The sequence below is a fragment of the Psychrobacter raelei genome, from assembly GCF_022631235.3.
Taxonomy (GTDB): domain Bacteria; phylum Pseudomonadota; class Gammaproteobacteria; order Pseudomonadales; family Moraxellaceae; genus Psychrobacter; species Psychrobacter raelei.
Genome location: NZ_CP093310.2, coordinates 1,848,406 through 1,868,363 on the forward strand (window position 1 = coordinate 1,848,406; position 19,958 = coordinate 1,868,363).

The window sequence follows — 19,958 nt, forward strand, 5'->3', positions numbered from 1 at the left end:
TTTAGACCCTACTTTATACAGTGATTCTCATTAGGTTACAAACCCTATCACTGTTTTGGTGCATAATCCTAAGTGACACCCCAAAACAGCCCTGACATACCGGTTAAATTAACGCTCAATCCAGGTCTGGGCATCAATCACTTCACCATACAAAAATTCAATAGCAGCCATAATGGTGGCATGCGCCTGAGCTGCTGGAACTTTGGTACCCTTAAACTCAAGATCAAGGGTGGCACAGGCATCATGGATTGTGGTGGTGGTATAACCAAAATCTACGGCGGCGCGGACCGTGGCGTCAATACACATATGACTCATCGCACCAATCACCGTTACCTGCGTTATACCCGCTTCATCTAGCAAAGTCTTAAGAGAGGTCTCACGAAAAGAGTTGGGGTAATGCTTCACAATAACCGTCTCGCCATCTATAGGCTTTACCTTGTCATTAATGGCCACACCCTCAGTGCCAGGTGTAAAAATTGGCGCATCGGCCGAGGGCATCTCATGACGAACATGGATAACGGTATGACCTTTTTGTCTGGCAGACTCAATCACCAAAGCTGCTTTATCTGCAGCAGCATTGATACCTACCAGCGGCAGTTTACCTTGCTCAAAATACTCATTTTGGATATCTACAACGATAAGGGCTTGTGGGTTCATAGTCGTTTCTCTTTTTTTTAAATTAAGTGTGAGTCTCTATCATACAAGCACAGCGCTAAACTAACGAGTGTCTATATGGACACATAACAGGTCAATAACGACATCTGAACCAAAACCCACTGTTGAAACTGGTAGGGTGGTCTATAAACGCACCAGATAGCAGCCGTAGTTGGCCGGCGCAATCTGTTGGTGATCTGTGCGTCTCTTAAACCACACCTAAAAACCTACAAAAACTTAACGCTTTCTTAACTGCTTATCCTGTACTATCAAATCAATAAAGCCATTTGGTATCTTTCCAATACAGCGTTAAAAACTGAATTATTAAATTCTTAATGCCGGCATTTATAGGATGTAAAACAATTTTAATTCATTCAAGGATATCATTATGAAAGCTTTATTACTTACCGCTTTGGTAGCTGGCAGCATGGCTTTTACAGGCTGTACTACTCTAAAAAATGTCGCCGGTGAAGACACAACAGGTACGCATGACGTACATAGCATGCAAAACAACTCATCTCCTGTCACCAAAATGAATGGTGTATTAGTAGACTCAACCAACCATATGACCCTATATACTTATGACAAAGACGATCTTAACAAATCTAATTGTGGCAAAGTATGTCTGGTTGCATGGCCTGCCTTTTTAGCGCCTAAAGCTTCAATGACTAAGGGTCAATTGACCACAATCAAGCGTGATGATGATCAATATCAGTGGGCAATGAATGGTAAGCCTTTGTACTTCTATGCGAATGATACCAAGCCAGGTGATAAAAATGGTGATGGTAAATTTGGCGCTTGGGATGTTATCAAAGCTCAATAATTATTTTATCATCGAACAACTTAGCCTATGTTTGCGAGTTTTTTAACCCACTAAGTTTATTTAACCCACTAAAGAAGACGCTAGTATTATGGATGCTCGTACAAATTAATTTTTGTTCGAGCATTTTTTATGGTCAAATTAGCTGACAAAAATCACTATAAAAAATATATTTGACACCTTGGAAATATTCTATATAATACGCTCCTACATTCAGGGTGATTAGCTCAGTTGGTAGAGCGTCTGCCTTACACGCAGAATGTCGGCGGTTCGAATCCGTCATCACCCACCACTATATTAGTTAGTGTTTAAACTTGCTAATCGACCTAAGCAGCGGTAGTTCAGTTGGTTAGAATACCGGCCTGTCACGCCGGGGGTCGCGGGTTCGAGTCCGTCCGCTGCGCCATATTTAAAACTTAGTGTTTAAAACAAAGTTTCAGCCTCAAGTATTTATACTTGAGGTTTTTTTGTGTTTATTGGTTCTAGACTTACCTCTTTTCATCCCTTTATCTATACAGTCTCATCGTAGTTTTAGAGATTCAGACAAACTCTCTCCGCTTTTAATTTAGTAAGTACTGGCTTGAATTTGGTTTAAGAAATGATTGTTAATTAATCCTAATTACTAATTATTAGTTACTAATTAAGCTAGTCTACGGTGACCAATCGCTCAGTGACCAAATGGTGACCATTTTGTGACCAAAGTTGTTAAAAATTGGTTATGCTAACTGATCCCAAATTCACCCTTACCGTCAAGCTGCTTAATTAAAACCTCTCAAATTTAGGTGTGCGGATTTGACGACCGGGGTCAGTCTACCCTTGGCTCAAATATATCTCGATTAATGTTGTAACTGTTATTTAAAAAAATACAGCTCAGAAATAACCGCCGTGATGCGGGTCGAATCTAAAGTAAAGTGCACCTTAGTAGCTTCTTATGCGTTAACCTGTAACGCTTAACGCTTTTTTCAGAGCAAATGATATAATATCTACAAGTTCAAGCCTTTAAACTGTAAGTATAAGGATACACCGCCATGTTAATTATTAAATTGACAGACAGTAAAGAGTCTATAGAAGACGTAGAAAGAATCTGCCGTCATCTGACCGAACACAAAACAATAATAAATTTGTTATCTCAAGAACAAGCTGAGGACATCACCTATATTCTAAAGCCTACTTTCGCCAGAAATCACAATATCGATGAGAAGATGGCACACTGGCAAAAGCTATTACAAGAATTCACCATGACCGATCATAAAGGCAAAGAGCTTAGATTTTATAGAGACAACCAAACCCAAGCTTTATACTTTGGTACTAAAGATGGGTTTGATACTATTGAGAGTCTGCCTGAGCATTAGACACCTGCCCAAACCGACAAGTCTCACTCCCTACCCCGACAACCCCACTCCCTAGCTGCCAAAATAAAAAATGATGCCATCAAATACCAAGCGCAAGCTTGGTAAATTTTTGGTTGCATCTGTCTGTTATTACGCCTAGTATCTTGACGCTTAATATATTTTTTTTCTTGAGTCGATTACAATTAAAGGCCTCCTGTGTCATGTTACCACTAAGGCACCATCAAGTGCCGCGCCTACGCAGGTTCCACTATTTATAATAAAAAGGAGATTATGATGTCAGTTAAGGCAATTACAATTATTGATGGGGGTATGGGCAGAGAGCTTGCCAAACGCGGCGCACCATTTCGCCAACCTGAATGGTCAGCACTGGCTATGATAGAAGCGCCAGAGATTGTACGTGATGTGCATCGTGACTTTATTCGAAGCGGTGCTGGCGTTATACCACCAATAGCTATGCGCTTGTCCTCTTTCATATTGGCGAGGCGCGCTTTGCTAAGCACGCTCAAGATTTAGCAGCCTCAGCAGGAGAAATGGCCCGCGCTGCTGTCGAATTAGAAAATACACCCACCAAAGTAGCCGGCTCTATTCCTCCTTTATTTGGCTCCTACCGAGCAGATTTATTCCAAGCTGAACAGGTAGAATATATTGCCACGCCCTTAATTACAGGGTTGCGCCCGTATGTCTTCGCACCCTATCACGGGTGCGTGGATTGAAACTCAGCTCTATCACCAAGCTCTGTCACCCAAAAATTCGCACCCTATCACGGGTGCGTGGATTGAAACAATGGAGATTGATGGTGTGTACAGCGGCAATTATTCGCACCCAATCACGGGTGCGTGGACTGAAACATCGTCTGCCCCCTCGCCAAACCTTGTGGCCTTTTCGCACCCATCACGGGTGCGTGGTGAGAAGCGTTAAAAAATTGCACTGCAATTTACAGCTCGAGCATAGCTCTCCCCTTGCGCTTCGGACAAGGGTTTCCCAAACCCTTGCTTATCCTTGCTCACGCAAGAGAAAATCCCTTAAAGGGGATTTTCTGAGAAACGTTACGGTATACTATATCCTCTAAGCGCCTAATTTCGCACCCAATCGCGAGTTCGAGTCCTGTCCACTGTGTCATATTTAAAACTTAATTGGCGTTTATTAAATGCTAAAGTTTCAACCCCAAACTTCCCCTAGTTTGGCTTTTTTTGGTGATGGCTCTTCTACTATGCCTCAAAACCTTTATTAACAGTACTTTCACGAAAATAAAAGTCACAGCTTAAGCCAGTCACAATTAATTTTAGTATTAGTTACTGAAGGTTTAAGCAATAAAATTCTGTTAAATTTTTATAATAATACATTAAGTTAAACTATGGTGATCAAATGCTTGGTGACGCTATTTATAGACTGGGGTGACCATTTTTTGACCGAAGTTGAGAAAAATATGAGGGTGGATGGTGTTCATTAATACTAACCTATTAATTCAAATATGAGAACTAAAAGCCGTCCGAATATATTGCTAAAAAAACACTTTAGCTATACTAAAAAATAAAATTTATATTAAAAAGATGTTAACCTAATCAATTAGTGCTCAAAATAATTAATCCTGCCCTGTACCTTAATTATCAAGTTAAGAACTACTCTTATCACCGTAAAATAAGTTATCCTTAGTGGATAAATAATTTGGTAATCTATAAATACTTTGCCATTAGGACTAAACATGGATGACATAGATAAAAACATCATCATGCTATTAAAAGAAAACTCCAGAATACCCGTCAGCTTAATTGCTCAAAAGGTGGGACGTTCTCGTACCGTAGTCGCTAAGCGTATTGATGAGCTGGTCAATAGTGGTGAGATTAGTAAATTTACCGTACAGTTGAAACAAAAAAAATTGCCTGTTTTATTTTTTGTAAAGGTAGCTGAAGGCTTTAGATGCAAAGATGTGATTAGGCATTTCGAAAAAGAATACTTTTTTAATTCTGCCATTTCAATCAGTGGTGAGTTGGATTTAATTATTAATATAGACTTTGATGATGCAAAAGAAGTCTCTCAAGCGCATGAAGCGCTAAGTCAACTAGAAGAAGTTGCTATGGTTAAAACCAACTTGGTGGTAAATATTTTTACATAATGCATGCTTCTTTGCACCTATTGCACCACCAAACATGCGTTTTGAAGATTTAATCTCATAGTCTAATAACCTATTATTTATCTAAACGACAAATGAGATAGGTTATGAGTGAATTAAAACAAACGTTAAATGCCTTTACAGGTACGGCATTATTTTTAAATATTGTTGTTGGTGCTGGGTTATTGGTTATACCAGGACTGGCTTTTGAACAAGTTGGAATCAGTGCTTTATTAACATGGTTACTGTGTATTGTCGTTGCATTACCTTTGGTGTCCGTATTTATTATTTTGGGCAAATATTATCCCGATGCGGGTGGTATATCTCATTACGCTTATAAGGCGTTTGGCAGTTGGATGCAAAAAGTAGCCGCTTTTTTACTGTTAGGTGCTGTGGTTTTAGGCTTACCCGCTGTTGCTTTAACAGGTGGTCATTATTTGAATTCAGTATTACCTTTTTCAGTGCATTTTTATGCCTCTAGTATGATTATTCTAGCGACCTTGCTTAACGTAATCTCAATAGATAAGGTGTCCAAAGTATTAGGAGTCATTGGTTCAAGTGTCATTGTAATTTTATTGATATTGCTTATTATCTCTTTTATAGGCTTGAATGTTGACCCTAATGAAGGTTATAGCTTTATAGAACAAAATAGCTTTGATATAGACATTATCTTTCTTCCCTTTATGATGATTTTCTTTGCGTTTACGGGTTGGGAGGTGGGATCTCATTCTGCCGAAGAGTTCAGAAACCCTGAGCGCGATTTTCCTTTAGCAATGATTTTCTCTTTTGGTATTGCCTCAGTTTTTTACTTGGCGATTGCATGGGTGGTGCAAAACTCTCATATGCAAACAGGCTTTAAGTCTCCATTTATAGAGCTTATCTACCCAGTTTTAGGAAGTAATGGCAGCGTCATAGTTGCCTTTGTCGCAACATTATTAGTTTTTGCCAATCTTTTCGGTGCAATATGGGCAATATCTCGTTTGGTTTATTCATTGGGTAGAGATACGATTTTACCGAGTGTGTTAGCTGATATTAAAAATGGTATACCTAGACGAGCATTAGTCGTGGTTATGACAGCTTTATTGATTGGGGTGTTATTAGACTTATCAACAGTAGCTAATCTGGACTCATTAATGGCACTATCAGGTCAAAATTTTCTGATTTTATATGGTATTGCAGGTGCTTCATTATTTGTACTGACCCAAAAGCTTTGGGTTAAATGTATTGCTGGTAGTGTGCTGGTTATCGTAATTGCAGTTTTACAGGTTGCAGGCGTGAGTTTTGTTTATCCTTTAGGGTTAGTTATAGTAGCCAGTATTTTTCATTTCAGACAACTCAAATTACGAGTCAGGCTTTAAGTTTTCACTATTAAAAAAATGTACTTGCATTGTTCGCACCCATCACGGGTGCGTGGACTGAAACTCAATTACGCTTTATAAAAACGCTAAACTACACTTTCGCACCCATCACGGGTGCGTGGATTGAAACCATCTGGATTTAGAGAGAAAGAAGCTATTGCGTTCGCACCCAATCACTCGTGCGTGGATTGAAACTCTAACCTATCTAATCTTTTAGTATCTTATAATTTAGGATATTTATGGATACAATACTTTCATATTCTATGAGTATTAAACAAAACTTGCTCCGTATGATATAAAGCTATATATTTTCAGCAGTATTTAGAAAGCATATATAAATAATTACTAATGTAAACACTTAATGACAGCCAGCAGACACTACAGCCCCCATCTTAGACGGTGTTTGCGCCTGTTTTAATAGGTGATAAACCTAAAGAGTGAGCAATGATAGCAAAAAGCCCCTTTAATTTAGGGGCTTAACTTGTTATCTTGTCATCCTTCATCTCTATCTGTTAGATTTAGCAGCATTTTTCTTAATTAAAACTATTCTTCTTTAGGCTAATTATTAGTAATTGGCCCCTTTTTGTATTTGATTTTATGACACATACCTCTCAGGCAGATACCCTGTCTCGCCGAACTCAATATATTCAAGTCCTATTAATGGGCATCAGTGCTTTTGTTATGAATACCACTGAATTCGTGCCTGTGGCTTTATTAAGCGATATTGCCAAAGACTTCTCCATCACCACCGCCGAAACCGGCTGGATGCTCACCTTATATGCCTGGATTGTGGCGGCCATGTCGCTGCCATTAATGCTACTCACCAGTAAGCTTGAACGCAAAAAGCTATTACTGGGTATTTTTGCATTATTTATCGTCAGTCATGCGCTATCCGTATTTGCTTGGAGTTTTAATGTTTTATTAATTAGCCGAGTGGGTATCGCTTTTTCTCATGCTATATTCTGGTCAATCACCGCAGCTATTGCCATTCGAGTGGCGCCTGAAGGCAAAAAAGCCTTCGCCTTAAGCGTGGTGGCAACCGGCACTTCCTTGGCTATGGTACTGGGTGTTCCTTTGGGCCGAGTAATCGGACAGTGGTATGGCTGGCGTACTACTTTTGGCGGCATAGGCATTGTGGCACTGGTGGTTTGCTTATTACAAGCTAAGCTACTACCGTCATTGCCTAGCATGTTTAAAGGCTCTTTTAGAAAAGTGCCAGAACTGCTAAAAAACCCACTTTTGGTCTGTCTGTACTTGCTTATCTTTACCGTATTTACCGCCCACTATACCGCCTATTCATATATCGAACCTTTTATGCGTGAAATTGGCTCAATTAGTGAGAACTTGGCAACCTTTGTATTATTATTATTCGGGGGCGCAGGCATCATCGGTAGTATCTTATTTAGCCGCTGGGGAGACAGACACAGCACCTTATTGATGCTGGGCTCTATCATAGTCATGCTAGTGTCTATGCTTACCTTGTTATTGGCGGTCAACTCTATCTGGGCGCTTAGCCTTAATGCCTTGTTATGGGGCACGGCATTAATGCTGTTAATCATCTCTATGCAGGCCAAAGTACTTATGGTGGATCTGCATGCCCAAGATATGTTGATGTCTATGTTCTCAGGCATTATTAACTTAGGTATTGGTACTGGCGCCTTATTTGGCGGTTATGCAGTGACCCACATCTCGTTATCCAGTGTGGGCTATGTTGGCGCGGTGATTAGTCTAATCGCCTTATTGCTGGTAGCATTTATGATTAAGCGCTTCCCCGCTTTACGGGCATCTTAGTTATTTTTAAGTCAGTGAAACCTGTCTTAATGACGGCTTAGTTAATGACAAAAAAATTTTAGCTTGTCTGTGTAAAACTTATTGTAATGAAAATCATTCACATTATAATAAGCACTTTCACTAACAGGCTGGAAACTTTCATGCAACTGTCTCGTCTATCCTCAGCATTATTACACATTCATCATACTTACACCGCAGGCTCTTTTAAGCCTTTGTACTGTCTATCAGCATCTGTATTCTTGCTAGGCGGCAGTCCACTGGCCCTAGCGCAAACTGATGAAGCTACTGAGACGCCACCAAGTGCTATGTTTGACTCTATTGTCGTTACTACGAGCGCTGACGCTTCGGCACAAGGCTTACCCGTCGCCTATGAGGGTGGACAAGTGGCCACTGGTAGCCGTGTTGGGCTACTGGGCAACCAAGATATCATGGACACCCCTTTTTCGACCACCGCTTATACCAATGAGTATTTGACTTCCTCCCCTCGCTAAACCGAGGGGATTCCTACAACTAGACGGTCAAGCCCGACCGCAAGGATGTTCTTAGCAGCATTGATATCTCTATCATGCCATGTGCCACACTCAGCACACCTCCATCCTCTTATTCCAAGACCTGCTCTACCTTTTGGACTACTACCGCTTATTTTAAGGCAGCACGAGCAGGTCTGGGTAGTGTAACTCTCATTTACCATCTCAAACTGACAACCTGCATGCTTGCATTTGTATTCCAGTTGTCTTTTGAGTTCAAACCATCCTGCATCGTATGTCGATTTAGCCAGTTTGGTCATCGAATTGGTAAATGAGCGTGATTTAACATCACCAACCACAATCAAGGCATTATCCTTAACTAATTGGGTGGTGAATTTGTGTATGGCATCTAATCTTGAGTTTTTGATCTTGGCATGGATTGCCTTTACCCGGCTTTTATTGTTTGCACCCTGGGCTACTGCTAATTTATTCGCCCACTTTTGCGTTTGTTTAGTTGTCAGCTTATCACCGTTTGATGTGGTAGCAGATTCCTTTAAGCCTAAGTCAATACCAACGCTGCCTTTGCCACTTGCTTGTCTAGGAAAATCTTTGACGGTAATACAGGCATACCAACGATTACGGCTGTCTTGCACTATCTCAAGCGTGTTGATTTGATATAGGCTTAGATTATAGCTATCGAATACGTCTATGATAAGCTTTTGACCTTTACAGAGCGATAGCTGTATGGTTGATTTCAGTGCTTTTTTACCTGTTTGTCTGGTATGTAGATACTTGATGGCTGATTTTTTAAAGGGTATCCAACCAAGCGATTTGCGTTTGGCATCGGGTCGGTTGGTTCGCCAATTGAGTTTGGCTTTTTTAAACTGTTTACGAGATTTGGCGTGAGTTTCATTGATAGCTTGTAAGGTTTGCGAGTGCAAGCCTAAATACTCACCACTGCCTTTGGTGTATTGGCTTAAATCATAGGCCCAAAAGTACTTACCTGTGCGTCTTAAATGCTCAAAGCTTAACGCATTAACATAGTTCCACGCATAGTTAACACTCCCAGCTAGTTTGTTTAGCTGGTTTGCATGTTTGTCTTTGATGCGTAGCTTGAGGGTTTTCATAGGGTTAGTATGGCGAGGTTAATTTTAACTTGCAATACTTTAAGTACTGATCACGACAGTGTGTGTCGCCTTATATCCACCCCCTGAAGTGGGTGGTTTTACAGCGACCGGTGATAAAGAAGAAAAAGGGGCTTATGCCTTTGATTATGGCAATCAACTGCCCACCAACTTGTATCGTCCGACCGCTCATAAAGATAATAGTTGGACTGATACTACTGTCTATGGCGGTAACTTAAGTGATCCAAGGCTTGCTTCTGAGACCCAGTTCACCAGCGTGGCGCTAGCAGACACCATTAGCTTGATGGATGATAAATTAAAAGCTACCTTGGGCGTGCGCCATCAAAACATCGAAACCCGCAGCTATGACTATAGTACTCAAGTCAAAACTTCAGATTATGATGACAGTGAATGGACCCCAAGCGTTGGCTTAGTCTATCAGCCCAATAAAGACTGGTCGGTGTATGGCAACTATATCGAAAGCTTAAGTAAAGGTGAGACTGCGCCTGCTGAATCAGCAAATAAACCAGTGACAAATGCTGGTGAAGCCTTATCACCTTATGTGTCCAAGCAATCTGAGATTGGTTTAAAGTATGACAACGGTACCGTGGGCAGTAGCCTTGCGATATATCACACGACGCAGCCGCGTGCTTACGTGAATGATGCCAATACCTTTGTAGAAGCGGGTGAAAACCGCCATCAAGGTGTTGAGCTTACTGTGTTTGGTAGCCCAGCTGAGAACTTACGCTTTAACGCGGGGGTGAGCTACTTAGACGCTAAACAGACTGATACCGGCTCACAAGTATTCGATGGTAAACGCGTGATTGGTATTCCTAAGCTTCAAAGTAACTTCAATTTAGAATATGATGTTGCCTCTGTCTCCGGCTTAACTTTAACTGGTGATGTGATTCATACCGGCAGCCGTTATGCCGATGCGGCCAACACCCTAAAAGTTGATAGCTACACCACCTTAGACTTAGGTGCCCGCTACCGCACTAAGTTAGGCAAGCAAGATATGACATTAAAAGGTGTGGTGAGCAATGTGACGGGTGAAGATTACTGGTCGGTAGGGAAATATGCAGGTAGTGAAATGGGTTATCTTAGTGCTAACGAGCCTACCGCAGTTAAAGTGTCAGCGACTTTTGATTTCTAGTGGTCGCTGCCCTACCATAGACACATGAGCACCAGACTTATGTGTCAGGCGGCGCACTGAGCACTTCATAAAAGGGATTAGGTCACGCCTACTCCCTTTTATTCATTATATAGGTATTGATTATATAGGGCTGTTGTTACCACAAAGCCCATGCCTAGCCTAAATAGGCGTTATGCCTCCTTCTGTTACCCACAAGTTACTTATCGAGTTACTATGTCTGCTATCTCACCACCGCCCACCTCCTCCCTGTATACCCTTATCTGGACTCAATATCGCTTGGGTTTTGTTAAAGTCATTGTCCTCAATCTTATAAATGCAGCGGTCAGTGTGGGCATCATTGCTTATATCAATCACACCTTTTTAAGTGGTCAGATTTTTGAGGCATTATCTTGGCAAAGCTTCGCTCAATTTTTGGCCATGGTACTGCTGCTACTGCTGACCTCTTTTGCGTCGCAATACGCCCTAACCTGCTTGGGTCATCAGTTTGTTTATCAGTTGCGTACTCAGCTGGTTAAGCAAATTTTAGACACACCCGTAGCACAGGTAGATAACTTAGGCAGTGCCCGGCTCATGGCCAGCTTATCGACTGATATCCAAGCCCTAACCACAGCCTTTGTCAGAATGCCGGAGCTGGTACAGGGTATTATTTTGGCAGTGGCCGTGTCTTTATATCTGGGCAGTCTGTCTTGGCCCTTATTGCTGATTATTATGCTGTGGATTGCTTTGACCATATGGATAAGCACTTTATTGGTAAAACATGTCTACCAAAACCTCACCCACATTCGCGATATTAATGACGCGCTTTATCAAGATTATCAGTCCGTTATTGAAGGGCGCAAGGAGCTGGCGCTCAACCAGCAGCGCGCCAAGCAGTTATACACGCAAGACCTTGTTGGCCATGCTAAGGCCTACAAAAAAACCATTATCAAGGCCGATACTTATCATTTATCTGCCGTGAATTGGTCAAATATCATGATGTTTGCAGCCATTGGGGTTATCTTCGCTGTGGCCAGCTACCTTGGTTTATCGCTTGGGGTGGCCACCACCTTTGCATTGACCTTGCTGTTTATGCAGTCGCCGATTCTGCATGCGGTCGGCGCCTACCCCACCCTACAGACGGCGCAAGTGGCGCTTGATAAAATCCAATCTTTACAACTGGCTGAATATCAGCCTGAATTTATCAGCCCCACAGCCAATAAAGCTTGGCAGACCCTAACCCTGCGCAATATAGATTATCAGTACTCAAGCCAAGATTTGATTTTAAAGCAGGTAAATTTGACCTTAAACAAAGGCGATGTGGTGTTTTTGATAGGCTCAAACGGCAGTGGCAAATCCACACTGGCCAAAGTACTTACGGGCATCTTCGCTCCGACAAGTGGCGAAATGACTCTTGATGGCCGCTTAATCACCGAGGCCAACCGTGCTCAATATCGCCAGCTTTTTTCAGCCATCTTTAGTGATCAGCATATCTTCAAACAGCTGATTGGCAAAGACGGCAACGCCGTAGACATGGACTTGGTACAGCACTGGCAGCACCGCTTGCAACTACAAAACAAAGTCAGTATCGATGGCGATAAGCTCTCAACAGATAAGCTGTCGCAAGGCCAGCGTAAGCGTCTGGCCATGCTAACCACCGTGGCTGAACAAAAAGACATTTTGCTACTCGATGAGTGGGCCGCCGATCAAGACCCAGCCTTTCGCAGAGTGTTTTATCAACACTTAATTCCTGAGCTAAAAGCTTTGGGTAAAACGTTATTTATTATCAGTCATGACGACAGCTACTTTGAGCATGCCGACCGCCTACTACTTATGAAACAAGGCAAGCTTGTGGAGCTTGACCCAGAACAAAGAAAGCAGGCCAGCACCGATGCCATCTCTATGTTGTAAAAGAGCGGCAAATTTGTCTCGGTGCTTGCTCTTGTACTGATACTAAAAATGGCACTAAAAATTAAGCTGAATTTTGCTCGCAAATAATAATGAAAACTATTATCATTAGATATTATTTATGTGAGTTTAGCAAATATTGGAGTGACTTATGGCTGCTGTTTTAATGCCTGAACCTGACTTAACCCCCAACGATTTAAAATATACGGCACTTGAGGGGGAAGAAAAACAGCGTATCATCGACCATATCAATGAGGAGCACTTCAGCGAGCTGGTTGGATTTATCAAAGCGTTCACGCCGCTGACCGACCTCTCCCCTAAGCAACATGACGTTAGGTTAGTTGATATTTATGCCCAAGGTATTGGCCTTCAAGTCTCAGCCCTACCAAGCTTAGCAAGTGATGCCCCCCAAAGCGATACTCACTACTTTATTGCTTTTCCTGAGGTCATTGCGCATTTAAATGAGCTACAGTATCAGTACATTGCGTTAAAGCAACAAGCGGATAAAAAGCTTCGAAAAAAGACCATCATACTTGCAGAAAAATTGTTTCAGGTAAAATCAGGTTTTGCTGTTACCGATAATATGTATCGCTTGCTACTAAGCGCGCCTGCCGCCGCCTCTGATAACAGCTGCTTTCCTGTCTCTGAAGCAGGGTATGCGTATTTATTTGATTTAAGCCACAACCTATCGTTACAGACCGCTTCTAATAGCGATACCGCCGCCGCCCAGCGTACGCATCGTTACTACACCCTGCGCAAGGTGTCTACAAACCCAACAACAGGGGATGAGGAAGCTTGGGTTGATGTGTTTTTGCACGGAGAGACATTGGGCGCTCAGTGGCTAGCTGCATTAACACCTGAAGATACGGTCAAAACCAAGCGAGAAGTACCGGAGAACATCGCCCATTTACAGCAAGGGCAAAGCTTATTGATAGCAGATGAGACCTCGATACCGACGGTGGCAAGACTGCTTGAGCTATGGCAGAACCCTATCGCCCCCCTTATCATTTATATCACTCAAAAAGCCGCTGACCAGGCCTACTTACAAGACAGACAAGCCAATCCGCTAATAGATGATGCCTTGACTGTATTGCCTGTAATGAATGCTGATTTGGCTCAAGGCGCGCCTTTAGCTGAGCTGATTGCGCATACCTTAACTCAGCATCTAAAGAGCAATCCGATTCATATACAGAAAGTTTGGGGTGCCCTAGAGACTTCTACCAGCAAGGCATTAAGAGCCTTATTAAAACCAACACTAAACTTAGATCGCTCAGCTATGATAGTCAAAGGCTATTGGCGTCAAGACTAACAATCACCAAACAAATAATATCTGTTTGATACAGGTTGTTTTCTCATGACGATAAACACAAAAGCTGCGGCTATGTAGAATAACCGCAGCTTTTTTGATGCTCATCAGGTGCCATACCGATTGTATTAGAACTTGGCAGTAGCACTTAGGCTCATTTGACGCTCAGGCCCCATCCAGCAGTTTGCCTTATCATAACAGCTGCCCACATAGGTCTTGTCAAATAAGTTACTGATATTTGCCTCTATGCGCCATCTGTCATTTAATTGATATGACCCTCCGATATCCACCAGTGTCACACTGGGCAACTCATCACTGTTTTCTCTATCGACTTGCATGCCTTGTTGATAGCGTACGCCGGTGTTGAGCATTATCTTATCGGTAGGATAAAAAGTCGACCACAACGTGGCTTTATGTTTGGCCACCTGCTCTGGCGTATTGCCCACATATTGAGGATTGATGTCATCTTCGCTGATTTCGGCATCGGTAAAGCCATACCCTACTGATAAATCCATCCAGTCATTAACCTTGCGGCTGCCAGATACCTCAAAACCTTTGGATGTAATTTCACCAGTTTGGGTCTGATTGCGATAATTAACGTAGTCGCTGACTACCACATTGTTTTTGGTAATGTCATAGGCGGCCAAGGTGGCTTTGGTCTTCGAATCGGCAGATAAATATTTAACACCTATTTCAATTTGATCCGCGGTAGTAGGCTCAAAGGCCTCTCCTGTAATGAAGTTGCTGCCCACCACAGGCTCAAAAGATTCGGAGTAACTTAAATAAGGAGAAAAACCATTGTCCAAATTATAAATTGCCGCAAGACGACCACTGGTTTTTTTGGCTTTATTGTTGACCGTTGATGCCACACCAGCGGCCACTTTATGATTGTTACTGTCAAAGTCATCATGGCGCAGGCCTGCCACCACAGTCAAATCCTTCCACTGTATCTCATCTTGTAAATAAAGACCCAGCTGCTTTTGCTTGATATCAGCCGTTTCAATATAGTTATCTAAAGGCAGTGTCTCGGGATTGACAAGATGATAGTCTGGATGACTCATATCAAGTAGCGGTGTTCCTGCAGCACCTGCATCTTTATACAGAGCCTTACTATCGGTGGTTTGGTACTCTGCCCCCAATAGTAGATTATGGCTTACATCACCGCTATTAAACTGATAGGCCAACTGATTGTCGGTGGTAAAATTGGTCATCTCCTCATCTGTGGTATAAGCGGCGCGGATCAACAGGTTATCGGTATCTTCTACCAGCCCCCGATTGTAGATATTACGCTGCTTACCCTTCGCATCGGTATAACGAATCACATTCTTAAATTGCAGGTTGTCCTTGATATCCCAGTTGGTGGTCAGACTTGGCATCCATACTTTTTTACGATAATTAGCCCATACATCTCCTGCATACGCATCACTATCAAGCTTGCCATAGCTAGAATTATACAACGTGCCTACTGAGTGCAGCGGCGTTGAAGGTAGCATGTGGGGGTCATCTTGATAAAACATATTGGCAATCACACTTACCTTATCATTGGGCTGCCACTGCAAAGAGGGATTTATCATAATCCGCTCCTCTTTAGTGGTCTGCATTTGACCCTCTTTTTTTCTGGCCAAAGCTACCAGCCGGTAATTTAAGGTATCTGTAACAGCGCCTGTATGGTCTGTGGCCACCTCTTTTAGGTCTTGATTGCCGACTCTAATTTTTAGTTCATGTGCCTCTTGGCTACTGGGCGTTTTTGCAATTTGATTGACTAAGCCCCCTGGTGAAGCATACCCATACAATGAAGAAGCAGGCCCTTTGACGACTTCTACCGCTTCAGTTGCATAGACATCTACCTGAGGCGTCAGGTTCCAAAAGCCATCATAAGCCAATCGCATGCCATCATAAAAATTAGAATAGGTTTTAAAACCACGAATATTGTATTCATCAAATAACGTGGTTGTGCCTCGGCTTTCACTGGTGATGCTGGGATCATAACGCAACGCGGCATTGACGCTATCGGCCTGACGACTTTGTAAGACTTGTTGGTCAATACGCTCATAACTCATCGGCGAATCTTGCGGATTCAGATTGGTTTTGGTGCCCGTGGTGCGATAGCTATTTGCATACACGTTGATGGCGTCAAATGTCGCGGTGGGCTGTGAATCAGTAGCGTGTTCTGTCGAGCTGGTGACCGCTTCAACTGCCGCCGCCTGCGCATAGTGACTGATGCCAGCCATCAACAGTAGCTGTACGCTCATTGTTAAGCGCTTTTTATTGAATGTTAATCTCATACAACCTCAGTGTAGTATATAAATGATAAAGCCGTAAGCCGCGGGTGCGCAGCGACTCTACTACCAGTGATAACTGGCACCCACTAACCACTGACGGTTATCAATAGGCCGTTGATCGTTGGCATCACTGGCACTGCGCTGCTCATCAAGTAAGTTATTGATTGCCATATATAGATCTAAATTCGGACTGGCCGTGTAGTTAAAACGGCTATCAAGCCCCCACCAGTGAGGTGAATAGCTACTGGCAGCGGTATCGGTTAACTGTTTGGACTCATACCGTACTTGTTGTATAAATTGCAGTTTATCGGTCACTTGATACTGTACATTGGCGGTTACCTTATGCTCAGGACTATAGGTAAGGTCGCCACCTGTGGTTTTGTTTTTGGTGTGCAAATAGCCATAACCCAAATTGAGCATCGCTTTATCATTTAGCTGCCAATCGACCCCTATATCTCCGCCATAGGTCTCGGCCTTATCGACGTTGTCATAGCTAAATACCTTTATGCCACCGTCCATTACCGGATGGTTATTATCGGTTTGGATCAGGTTTTTGACATCGTTATAAAAGCCGTTAACACTCACGCCGACTTTATCGTTTAGCTGAGTCTGATAGCCCAGCTGATAACTTATCGACTCTTCAGGCTTCAAATCAGGGCTGCCCATGACTTTATAGCCATACCTGCTGTGGTCAAATAGATAGTATCGCTCTTTTAAATTGGGTACTCGGTAGCCTTGACCGACACTAGCACGAAACACATGCTTGCGATTATTGGCATCATAATAGTCGTGTTTTAAGGCAAGTTTTGGCGCAAAATGACTGCCAAAGTCACTGTCATCTTGATAGCGCACGCCCGCCACCAGCTCAGTATTGTCACTTAATGCCCAATCATCTTGAAAATAAGTCTCAAGTACATCACGATCGACTTTATCGGTGATAAACTCTGACACGCCATCTATTTTTTGATCGAGCTTATCTTTTTGATACTTCAAACCCAATTGCGGCGCATGCCACTGGTTCTCTCCACTATAAATAAGCGGAAAATCTAGCTGTAGCTGTGCTAAATTGGTCGTTAAATCAAAGTCACGCACATCACTGACTTTGCCACTGGCCGTATTGTGCGACTGACTGTCATAGTTCTCATACAGTGCTGAGCCTGATAGCTTGTACCCCTCTGCATTGCCTGCAAAAATCTTAGTCTCACCGCCGGCACTGACTCTTTTTCGCTTAATATCCTCATCTCGCTGCTGCGCCTGTACCGCGCCATTACGGGCAACATAATTGAAGCGACTGCTGTCCTCTTCTTCATAATATCCCGCCTCTAGCCAGTATCGGCTATTGGGGTTGGCTGTATCCACTTCATTGATATCAGGAGTAAAGCTGATTTTGGCCTGCACCTGTTTTTGTTCGGTGGCATCTTTTAGACGAGGCCAAGCCTCATTATCTACGCTAAGCCCCTTATCATCACGATAAGCCCCCGATAAGCGCGCTTTTAGACGCTTGTCATCTGATAAAGCACCCTCGACACTGCCCTCTACGAAGCTATAGTTGTTATCAAATTTTTTGTCTGAAGGGTTTTGTGAGGTATTGGTACCAAGCTCTGCGGTAATAGAGGCATGGGTGTCACTGATGGGCTTAGTAATGATATTGATGACACCGCCCATCGCTGAGCTACCATATTGTGCAGAAGCAGCCCCTTGAATGACCTCGATTTGCTCTACTTGAGTATTGAGGTATTGAGCGATATTGAAGCTTGAGCTGGTGCTGGCCGATACTGGCAGACCATCGATAAGTACCAGTACTTGATCGCCTGATAAGCCCTGCATTCTGACCTCATAGCCAGTTTTGCCGCGCAGCTGGGCCAAATACACATTGGGCAGCAGCTCTAGTGCTTGCTTTAAGGTCTGGGCATGGTTTTGTTTTAATTTATTTTTATCCAGCACCTGTACTGGTATCGGCGTCTCACTTAAATACTTATTGCTTCGCGTGGCAGTCACAACAATAGGATCAAACTTTGTATGCTGCAGCGCAGCATTTTGAGTGTCCGTGTTGTCATTAATTGCTTGGGTATCATTAATTGTATGATTTTGTGCTTGAGCACTAATGGCATATCCAGCGCATAAACCCGTTAAGGCTAATAAAATAGCTTGCTTTAGGGGGTGAGTGGCGTAAAACGTTTGGGTCATAGCAAACCTTATCAGTTAGTTTGTGTCAAAAAGAAAAACAGCTTTCACTCTTGTCTGTATTTGTAGCGTACTGTATATTAATCGTAAATGATAATCAATACCTATTGATAACAATTATCATTTACATATTAATAATTGATGGTTATACTCTTCACCCTAAAACAACTGGCCTTACGGTCATGTTGCCGTTATACAAAAAACTGTTTTGAATCAATAGCCATTTGCCATTTTTATGGCTCATTAATATGTTATTTATCTGCTAACCCAATAAGGATCACTATGAGCACCCTAGCCAGCGCAGACACCCCCGCCCCCTCTGATAGCCAACTTGCTAACAATACCTCAGTACAAAAAGACACAGCCCTATGGAATCGCTATGTAGATCAAAAGGCCCAACGCAAGCTGTGGTTCCCTTTAGAAGCGGCAAAAGAGTTAAAGGTCAGTGAGCTTGAGCTGTTATTGGCCTCGCCTTATAGCCAATATATGGGCACCCAGTGCACTGACGTACTACAGGCACTGACCGGATTTGAAAAGCTTGAGAGTATTGTAAGAAATGAGCTTGCGGTACACGAAAAAACCGGACAACTAAAGAACCTAAAGCTCAGTGGCCACACAGGGCTTGCTATTGATGTGGGCGGGCTGGACTTAAGATTTTTTGTCCATAAGTGGCAGCACATGCTTGCCTTTACAGATGATTCGAAGGCGGATGAGAACTCTCCTGGCTCCTTGAGCATCCAGTTTTTTGATGAGAGCGGTGCGGCCATTGCCAAAGTATTCTTGCGAGATTACAGTCCTGCTGCCATCACGCAGTGGTTTGAGCTGATCGCACAGCATACCGCTCAAGCTGAAGCCAATCCTCAAAATGTGATTGTTAACTTGAAGCCTGCAGCGGTTAATGAGCCTTGGCAGTACCACGCCTTAAATGATGACGATAAAGCCAAATTGCAGCAAAAATGGCTGGGATTAACCGACATCCATCAGTTTTATATCTTGTTGAAAAAACTCGGTATCGACCGTGCCAGTAGCTACCTACAAGCACCTGAGAACACCACCTATCAGCTTGACCCAAAGGCGATAGAGAGCCTGCTCACCCTAGCACAGCAGCAAGCTGAGCCCATCATGACCTTTGTGGGTAACAGCGGCGTGGTCCAAATCCAAACTGGTGTGGTACATCAAGTAAAACGCATGGGCAGCTGGATTAACATCTTAGATAAAAAGCACACTGACTTTACCTTACATCTTAACGATGAGGCGCTGGCACAAGTATGGTGCGTAAAAAGACCGACCAAGGACGGTACAGTCACCTGCATTGAAGGCTTCGATGCCTACGGCAATACCATCGTGACCTTCTTCGGTCAACGTCAAGAGGGTGAACCTGAAAAAGACTATTGGCGCAAGCTTACTGCCTCTTTAGTTGAGCAGCATCTACTTATCGAGTCACCCGCCACTGAGCTTACCAAATAGCCTTTT

General features: G+C 42.9%; 14 protein-coding genes, 2 tRNA genes and 2 pseudogenes. 14 read left to right on the forward strand and 4 right to left on the reverse strand.

The annotated features are described in order from the left end of the window. Positions 1-108: 108 nt before the first annotated feature. Complete coding sequence (locus MN210_RS07800; RefSeq protein WP_011960720.1) at positions 109-657, reverse strand: cysteine hydrolase family protein; 549 nt, start codon at positions 655-657, stop codon at positions 109-111. Between the two features lie 385 nt (positions 658-1,042). Between MN210_RS07800 and MN210_RS07805 the strand changes: the two genes are divergently transcribed. The 10 genes and pseudogenes from MN210_RS07805 to MN210_RS07850 form a co-directional block, all read left to right on the forward strand. Continuing rightward, the gene (locus tag MN210_RS07805) at positions 1,043-1,477 is read left to right on the forward strand and encodes a COG4315 family predicted lipoprotein (RefSeq protein ID WP_338411993.1); all 435 of its coding nucleotides are present in this window, start codon (positions 1,043-1,045) and stop codon (positions 1,475-1,477) included. A gap of 213 nt (positions 1,478-1,690) precedes the next feature. Continuing rightward, positions 1,691-1,766: transfer RNA gene (locus MN210_RS07810), tRNA-Val, on the forward strand. Between the two features lie 38 nt (positions 1,767-1,804). Continuing rightward, positions 1,805-1,880: transfer RNA gene (locus MN210_RS07815), tRNA-Asp, on the forward strand. A gap of 622 nt (positions 1,881-2,502) precedes the next feature. Beyond that, entirely contained in the window at positions 2,503-2,826 is a 324-nt protein-coding gene (locus MN210_RS07820) for a hypothetical protein (protein WP_110816685.1), read from the forward strand. A gap of 288 nt (positions 2,827-3,114) precedes the next feature. Then, positions 3,115-3,509 (forward strand): annotated as a pseudogene (locus MN210_RS07825) (homocysteine S-methyltransferase family protein); the annotation flags it as partial. Continuing rightward, positions 3,505-3,744 (forward strand): hypothetical protein, encoded by a 240-nt coding sequence (locus tag MN210_RS07830; protein ID WP_338411994.1) that lies wholly within the window; start codon positions 3,505-3,507, stop codon positions 3,742-3,744. The pseudogene MN210_RS07825 and the gene MN210_RS07830, both read left to right, overlap by 5 nt. A gap of 784 nt (positions 3,745-4,528) precedes the next feature. After that, complete coding sequence (locus MN210_RS07835) at positions 4,529-4,939, forward strand: Lrp/AsnC family transcriptional regulator (protein WP_338411995.1); 411 nt, start codon at positions 4,529-4,531, stop codon at positions 4,937-4,939. Positions 4,940-5,043: 104 nt separating this feature from the next. Further along, a complete protein-coding gene (locus MN210_RS07840; protein ID WP_338411996.1) occupies positions 5,044-6,294 on the forward strand; it encodes an APC family permease in 1,251 nt (416 codons plus the stop codon). Positions 6,295-6,891: 597 nt separating this feature from the next. Continuing rightward, positions 6,892-8,085 carry a sugar transporter gene (locus tag MN210_RS07845; protein WP_041773334.1) on the forward strand — a complete coding sequence of 398 codons (1,194 nt, stop codon included), beginning with the start codon at positions 6,892-6,894 and terminating at the stop codon, positions 8,083-8,085. Between the two features lie 140 nt (positions 8,086-8,225). Then, positions 8,226-8,558, forward strand: a pseudogene (locus MN210_RS07850) (TonB-dependent siderophore receptor); the annotation flags it as partial. Positions 8,559-8,572: 14 nt separating this feature from the next. Here the strand turns inward: MN210_RS07850 and MN210_RS07855 are convergent. Further along, on the reverse strand, positions 8,573-9,679 hold the full coding sequence (locus MN210_RS07855; protein ID WP_338411998.1) for an RNA-guided endonuclease InsQ/TnpB family protein: 1,107 nt from the start codon (positions 9,677-9,679) through the stop codon (positions 8,573-8,575). Between the two features lie 58 nt (positions 9,680-9,737). On the opposite strand from MN210_RS07855, the gene MN210_RS07860 reads away from it, so the two are divergent. The 3 genes from MN210_RS07860 (at position 9,738) to MN210_RS07870 (ending at position 14,022) form a co-directional block, all read left to right on the forward strand. Beyond that, positions 9,738-10,829, forward strand: coding sequence for a TonB-dependent receptor (locus MN210_RS07860; RefSeq protein WP_338411999.1), 1,092 nt, complete (start codon positions 9,738-9,740; stop codon positions 10,827-10,829). A gap of 213 nt (positions 10,830-11,042) precedes the next feature. Next, positions 11,043-12,716 (forward strand): multidrug ABC transporter permease/ATP-binding protein, encoded by a 1,674-nt coding sequence (locus MN210_RS07865; protein ID WP_338412000.1) that lies wholly within the window; start codon positions 11,043-11,045, stop codon positions 12,714-12,716. A 148-nt stretch (positions 12,717-12,864) separates the two neighbouring features. After that, positions 12,865-14,022: a siderophore-interacting protein gene (locus MN210_RS07870; protein ID WP_338412001.1), complete on the forward strand. Its 1,158-nt coding sequence runs from the start codon at positions 12,865-12,867 to the stop codon at positions 14,020-14,022. 125 nt (positions 14,023-14,147) lie between these two features. Here the strand turns inward: MN210_RS07870 and MN210_RS07875 are convergent, their stop codons facing one another. Then, positions 14,148-16,271, reverse strand: a complete 2,124-nt coding sequence (locus MN210_RS07875; protein WP_338412002.1) for a TonB-dependent siderophore receptor — start codon at positions 16,269-16,271, stop codon at positions 14,148-14,150. A gap of 93 nt (positions 16,272-16,364) precedes the next feature. Beyond that, complete coding sequence (locus MN210_RS07880) at positions 16,365-18,488, reverse strand: TonB-dependent receptor plug domain-containing protein (protein ID WP_338412003.1); 2,124 nt, start codon at positions 18,486-18,488, stop codon at positions 16,365-16,367. A 279-nt stretch (positions 18,489-18,767) separates the two neighbouring features. Between MN210_RS07880 and MN210_RS07885 the strand changes: the two genes are divergently transcribed. Continuing rightward, on the forward strand, positions 18,768-19,952 hold the full coding sequence (locus MN210_RS07885; protein ID WP_338412004.1) for a ChuX/HutX family heme-like substrate-binding protein: 1,185 nt from the start codon (positions 18,768-18,770) through the stop codon (positions 19,950-19,952). Positions 19,953-19,958 lie beyond the last annotated feature (6 nt).

Coding starts and splice junctions, on each gene's coding strand:
- MN210_RS07800 (WP_011960720.1), bottom strand. CDS start 657: ATGAACCCACAAGCCCTTATCGTTGTAGATATCCAAAATGAGTATTTT.
- MN210_RS07805 (WP_338411993.1), top strand. CDS start 1,043: ATGAAAGCTTTATTACTTACCGCTTTGGTAGCTGGCAGCATGGCTTTT.
- MN210_RS07820 (WP_110816685.1), top strand. CDS start 2,503: ATGTTAATTATTAAATTGACAGACAGTAAAGAGTCTATAGAAGACGTA.
- MN210_RS07830 (WP_338411994.1), top strand. CDS start 3,505: ATGTCTTCGCACCCTATCACGGGTGCGTGGATTGAAACTCAGCTCTAT.
- MN210_RS07835 (WP_338411995.1), top strand. CDS start 4,529: ATGGATGACATAGATAAAAACATCATCATGCTATTAAAAGAAAACTCC.
- MN210_RS07840 (WP_338411996.1), top strand. CDS start 5,044: ATGAGTGAATTAAAACAAACGTTAAATGCCTTTACAGGTACGGCATTA.
- MN210_RS07845 (WP_041773334.1), top strand. CDS start 6,892: ATGACACATACCTCTCAGGCAGATACCCTGTCTCGCCGAACTCAATAT.
- MN210_RS07855 (WP_338411998.1), bottom strand. CDS start 9,679: ATGAAAACCCTCAAGCTACGCATCAAAGACAAACATGCAAACCAGCTA.
- MN210_RS07865 (WP_338412000.1), top strand. CDS start 11,043: ATGTCTGCTATCTCACCACCGCCCACCTCCTCCCTGTATACCCTTATC.
- MN210_RS07870 (WP_338412001.1), top strand. CDS start 12,865: ATGGCTGCTGTTTTAATGCCTGAACCTGACTTAACCCCCAACGATTTA.
- MN210_RS07875 (WP_338412002.1), bottom strand. CDS start 16,271: ATGAGCGTACAGCTACTGTTGATGGCTGGCATCAGTCACTATGCGCAG.
- MN210_RS07880 (WP_338412003.1), bottom strand. CDS start 18,488: ATGACCCAAACGTTTTACGCCACTCACCCCCTAAAGCAAGCTATTTTA.
- MN210_RS07885 (WP_338412004.1), top strand. CDS start 18,768: ATGAGCACCCTAGCCAGCGCAGACACCCCCGCCCCCTCTGATAGCCAA.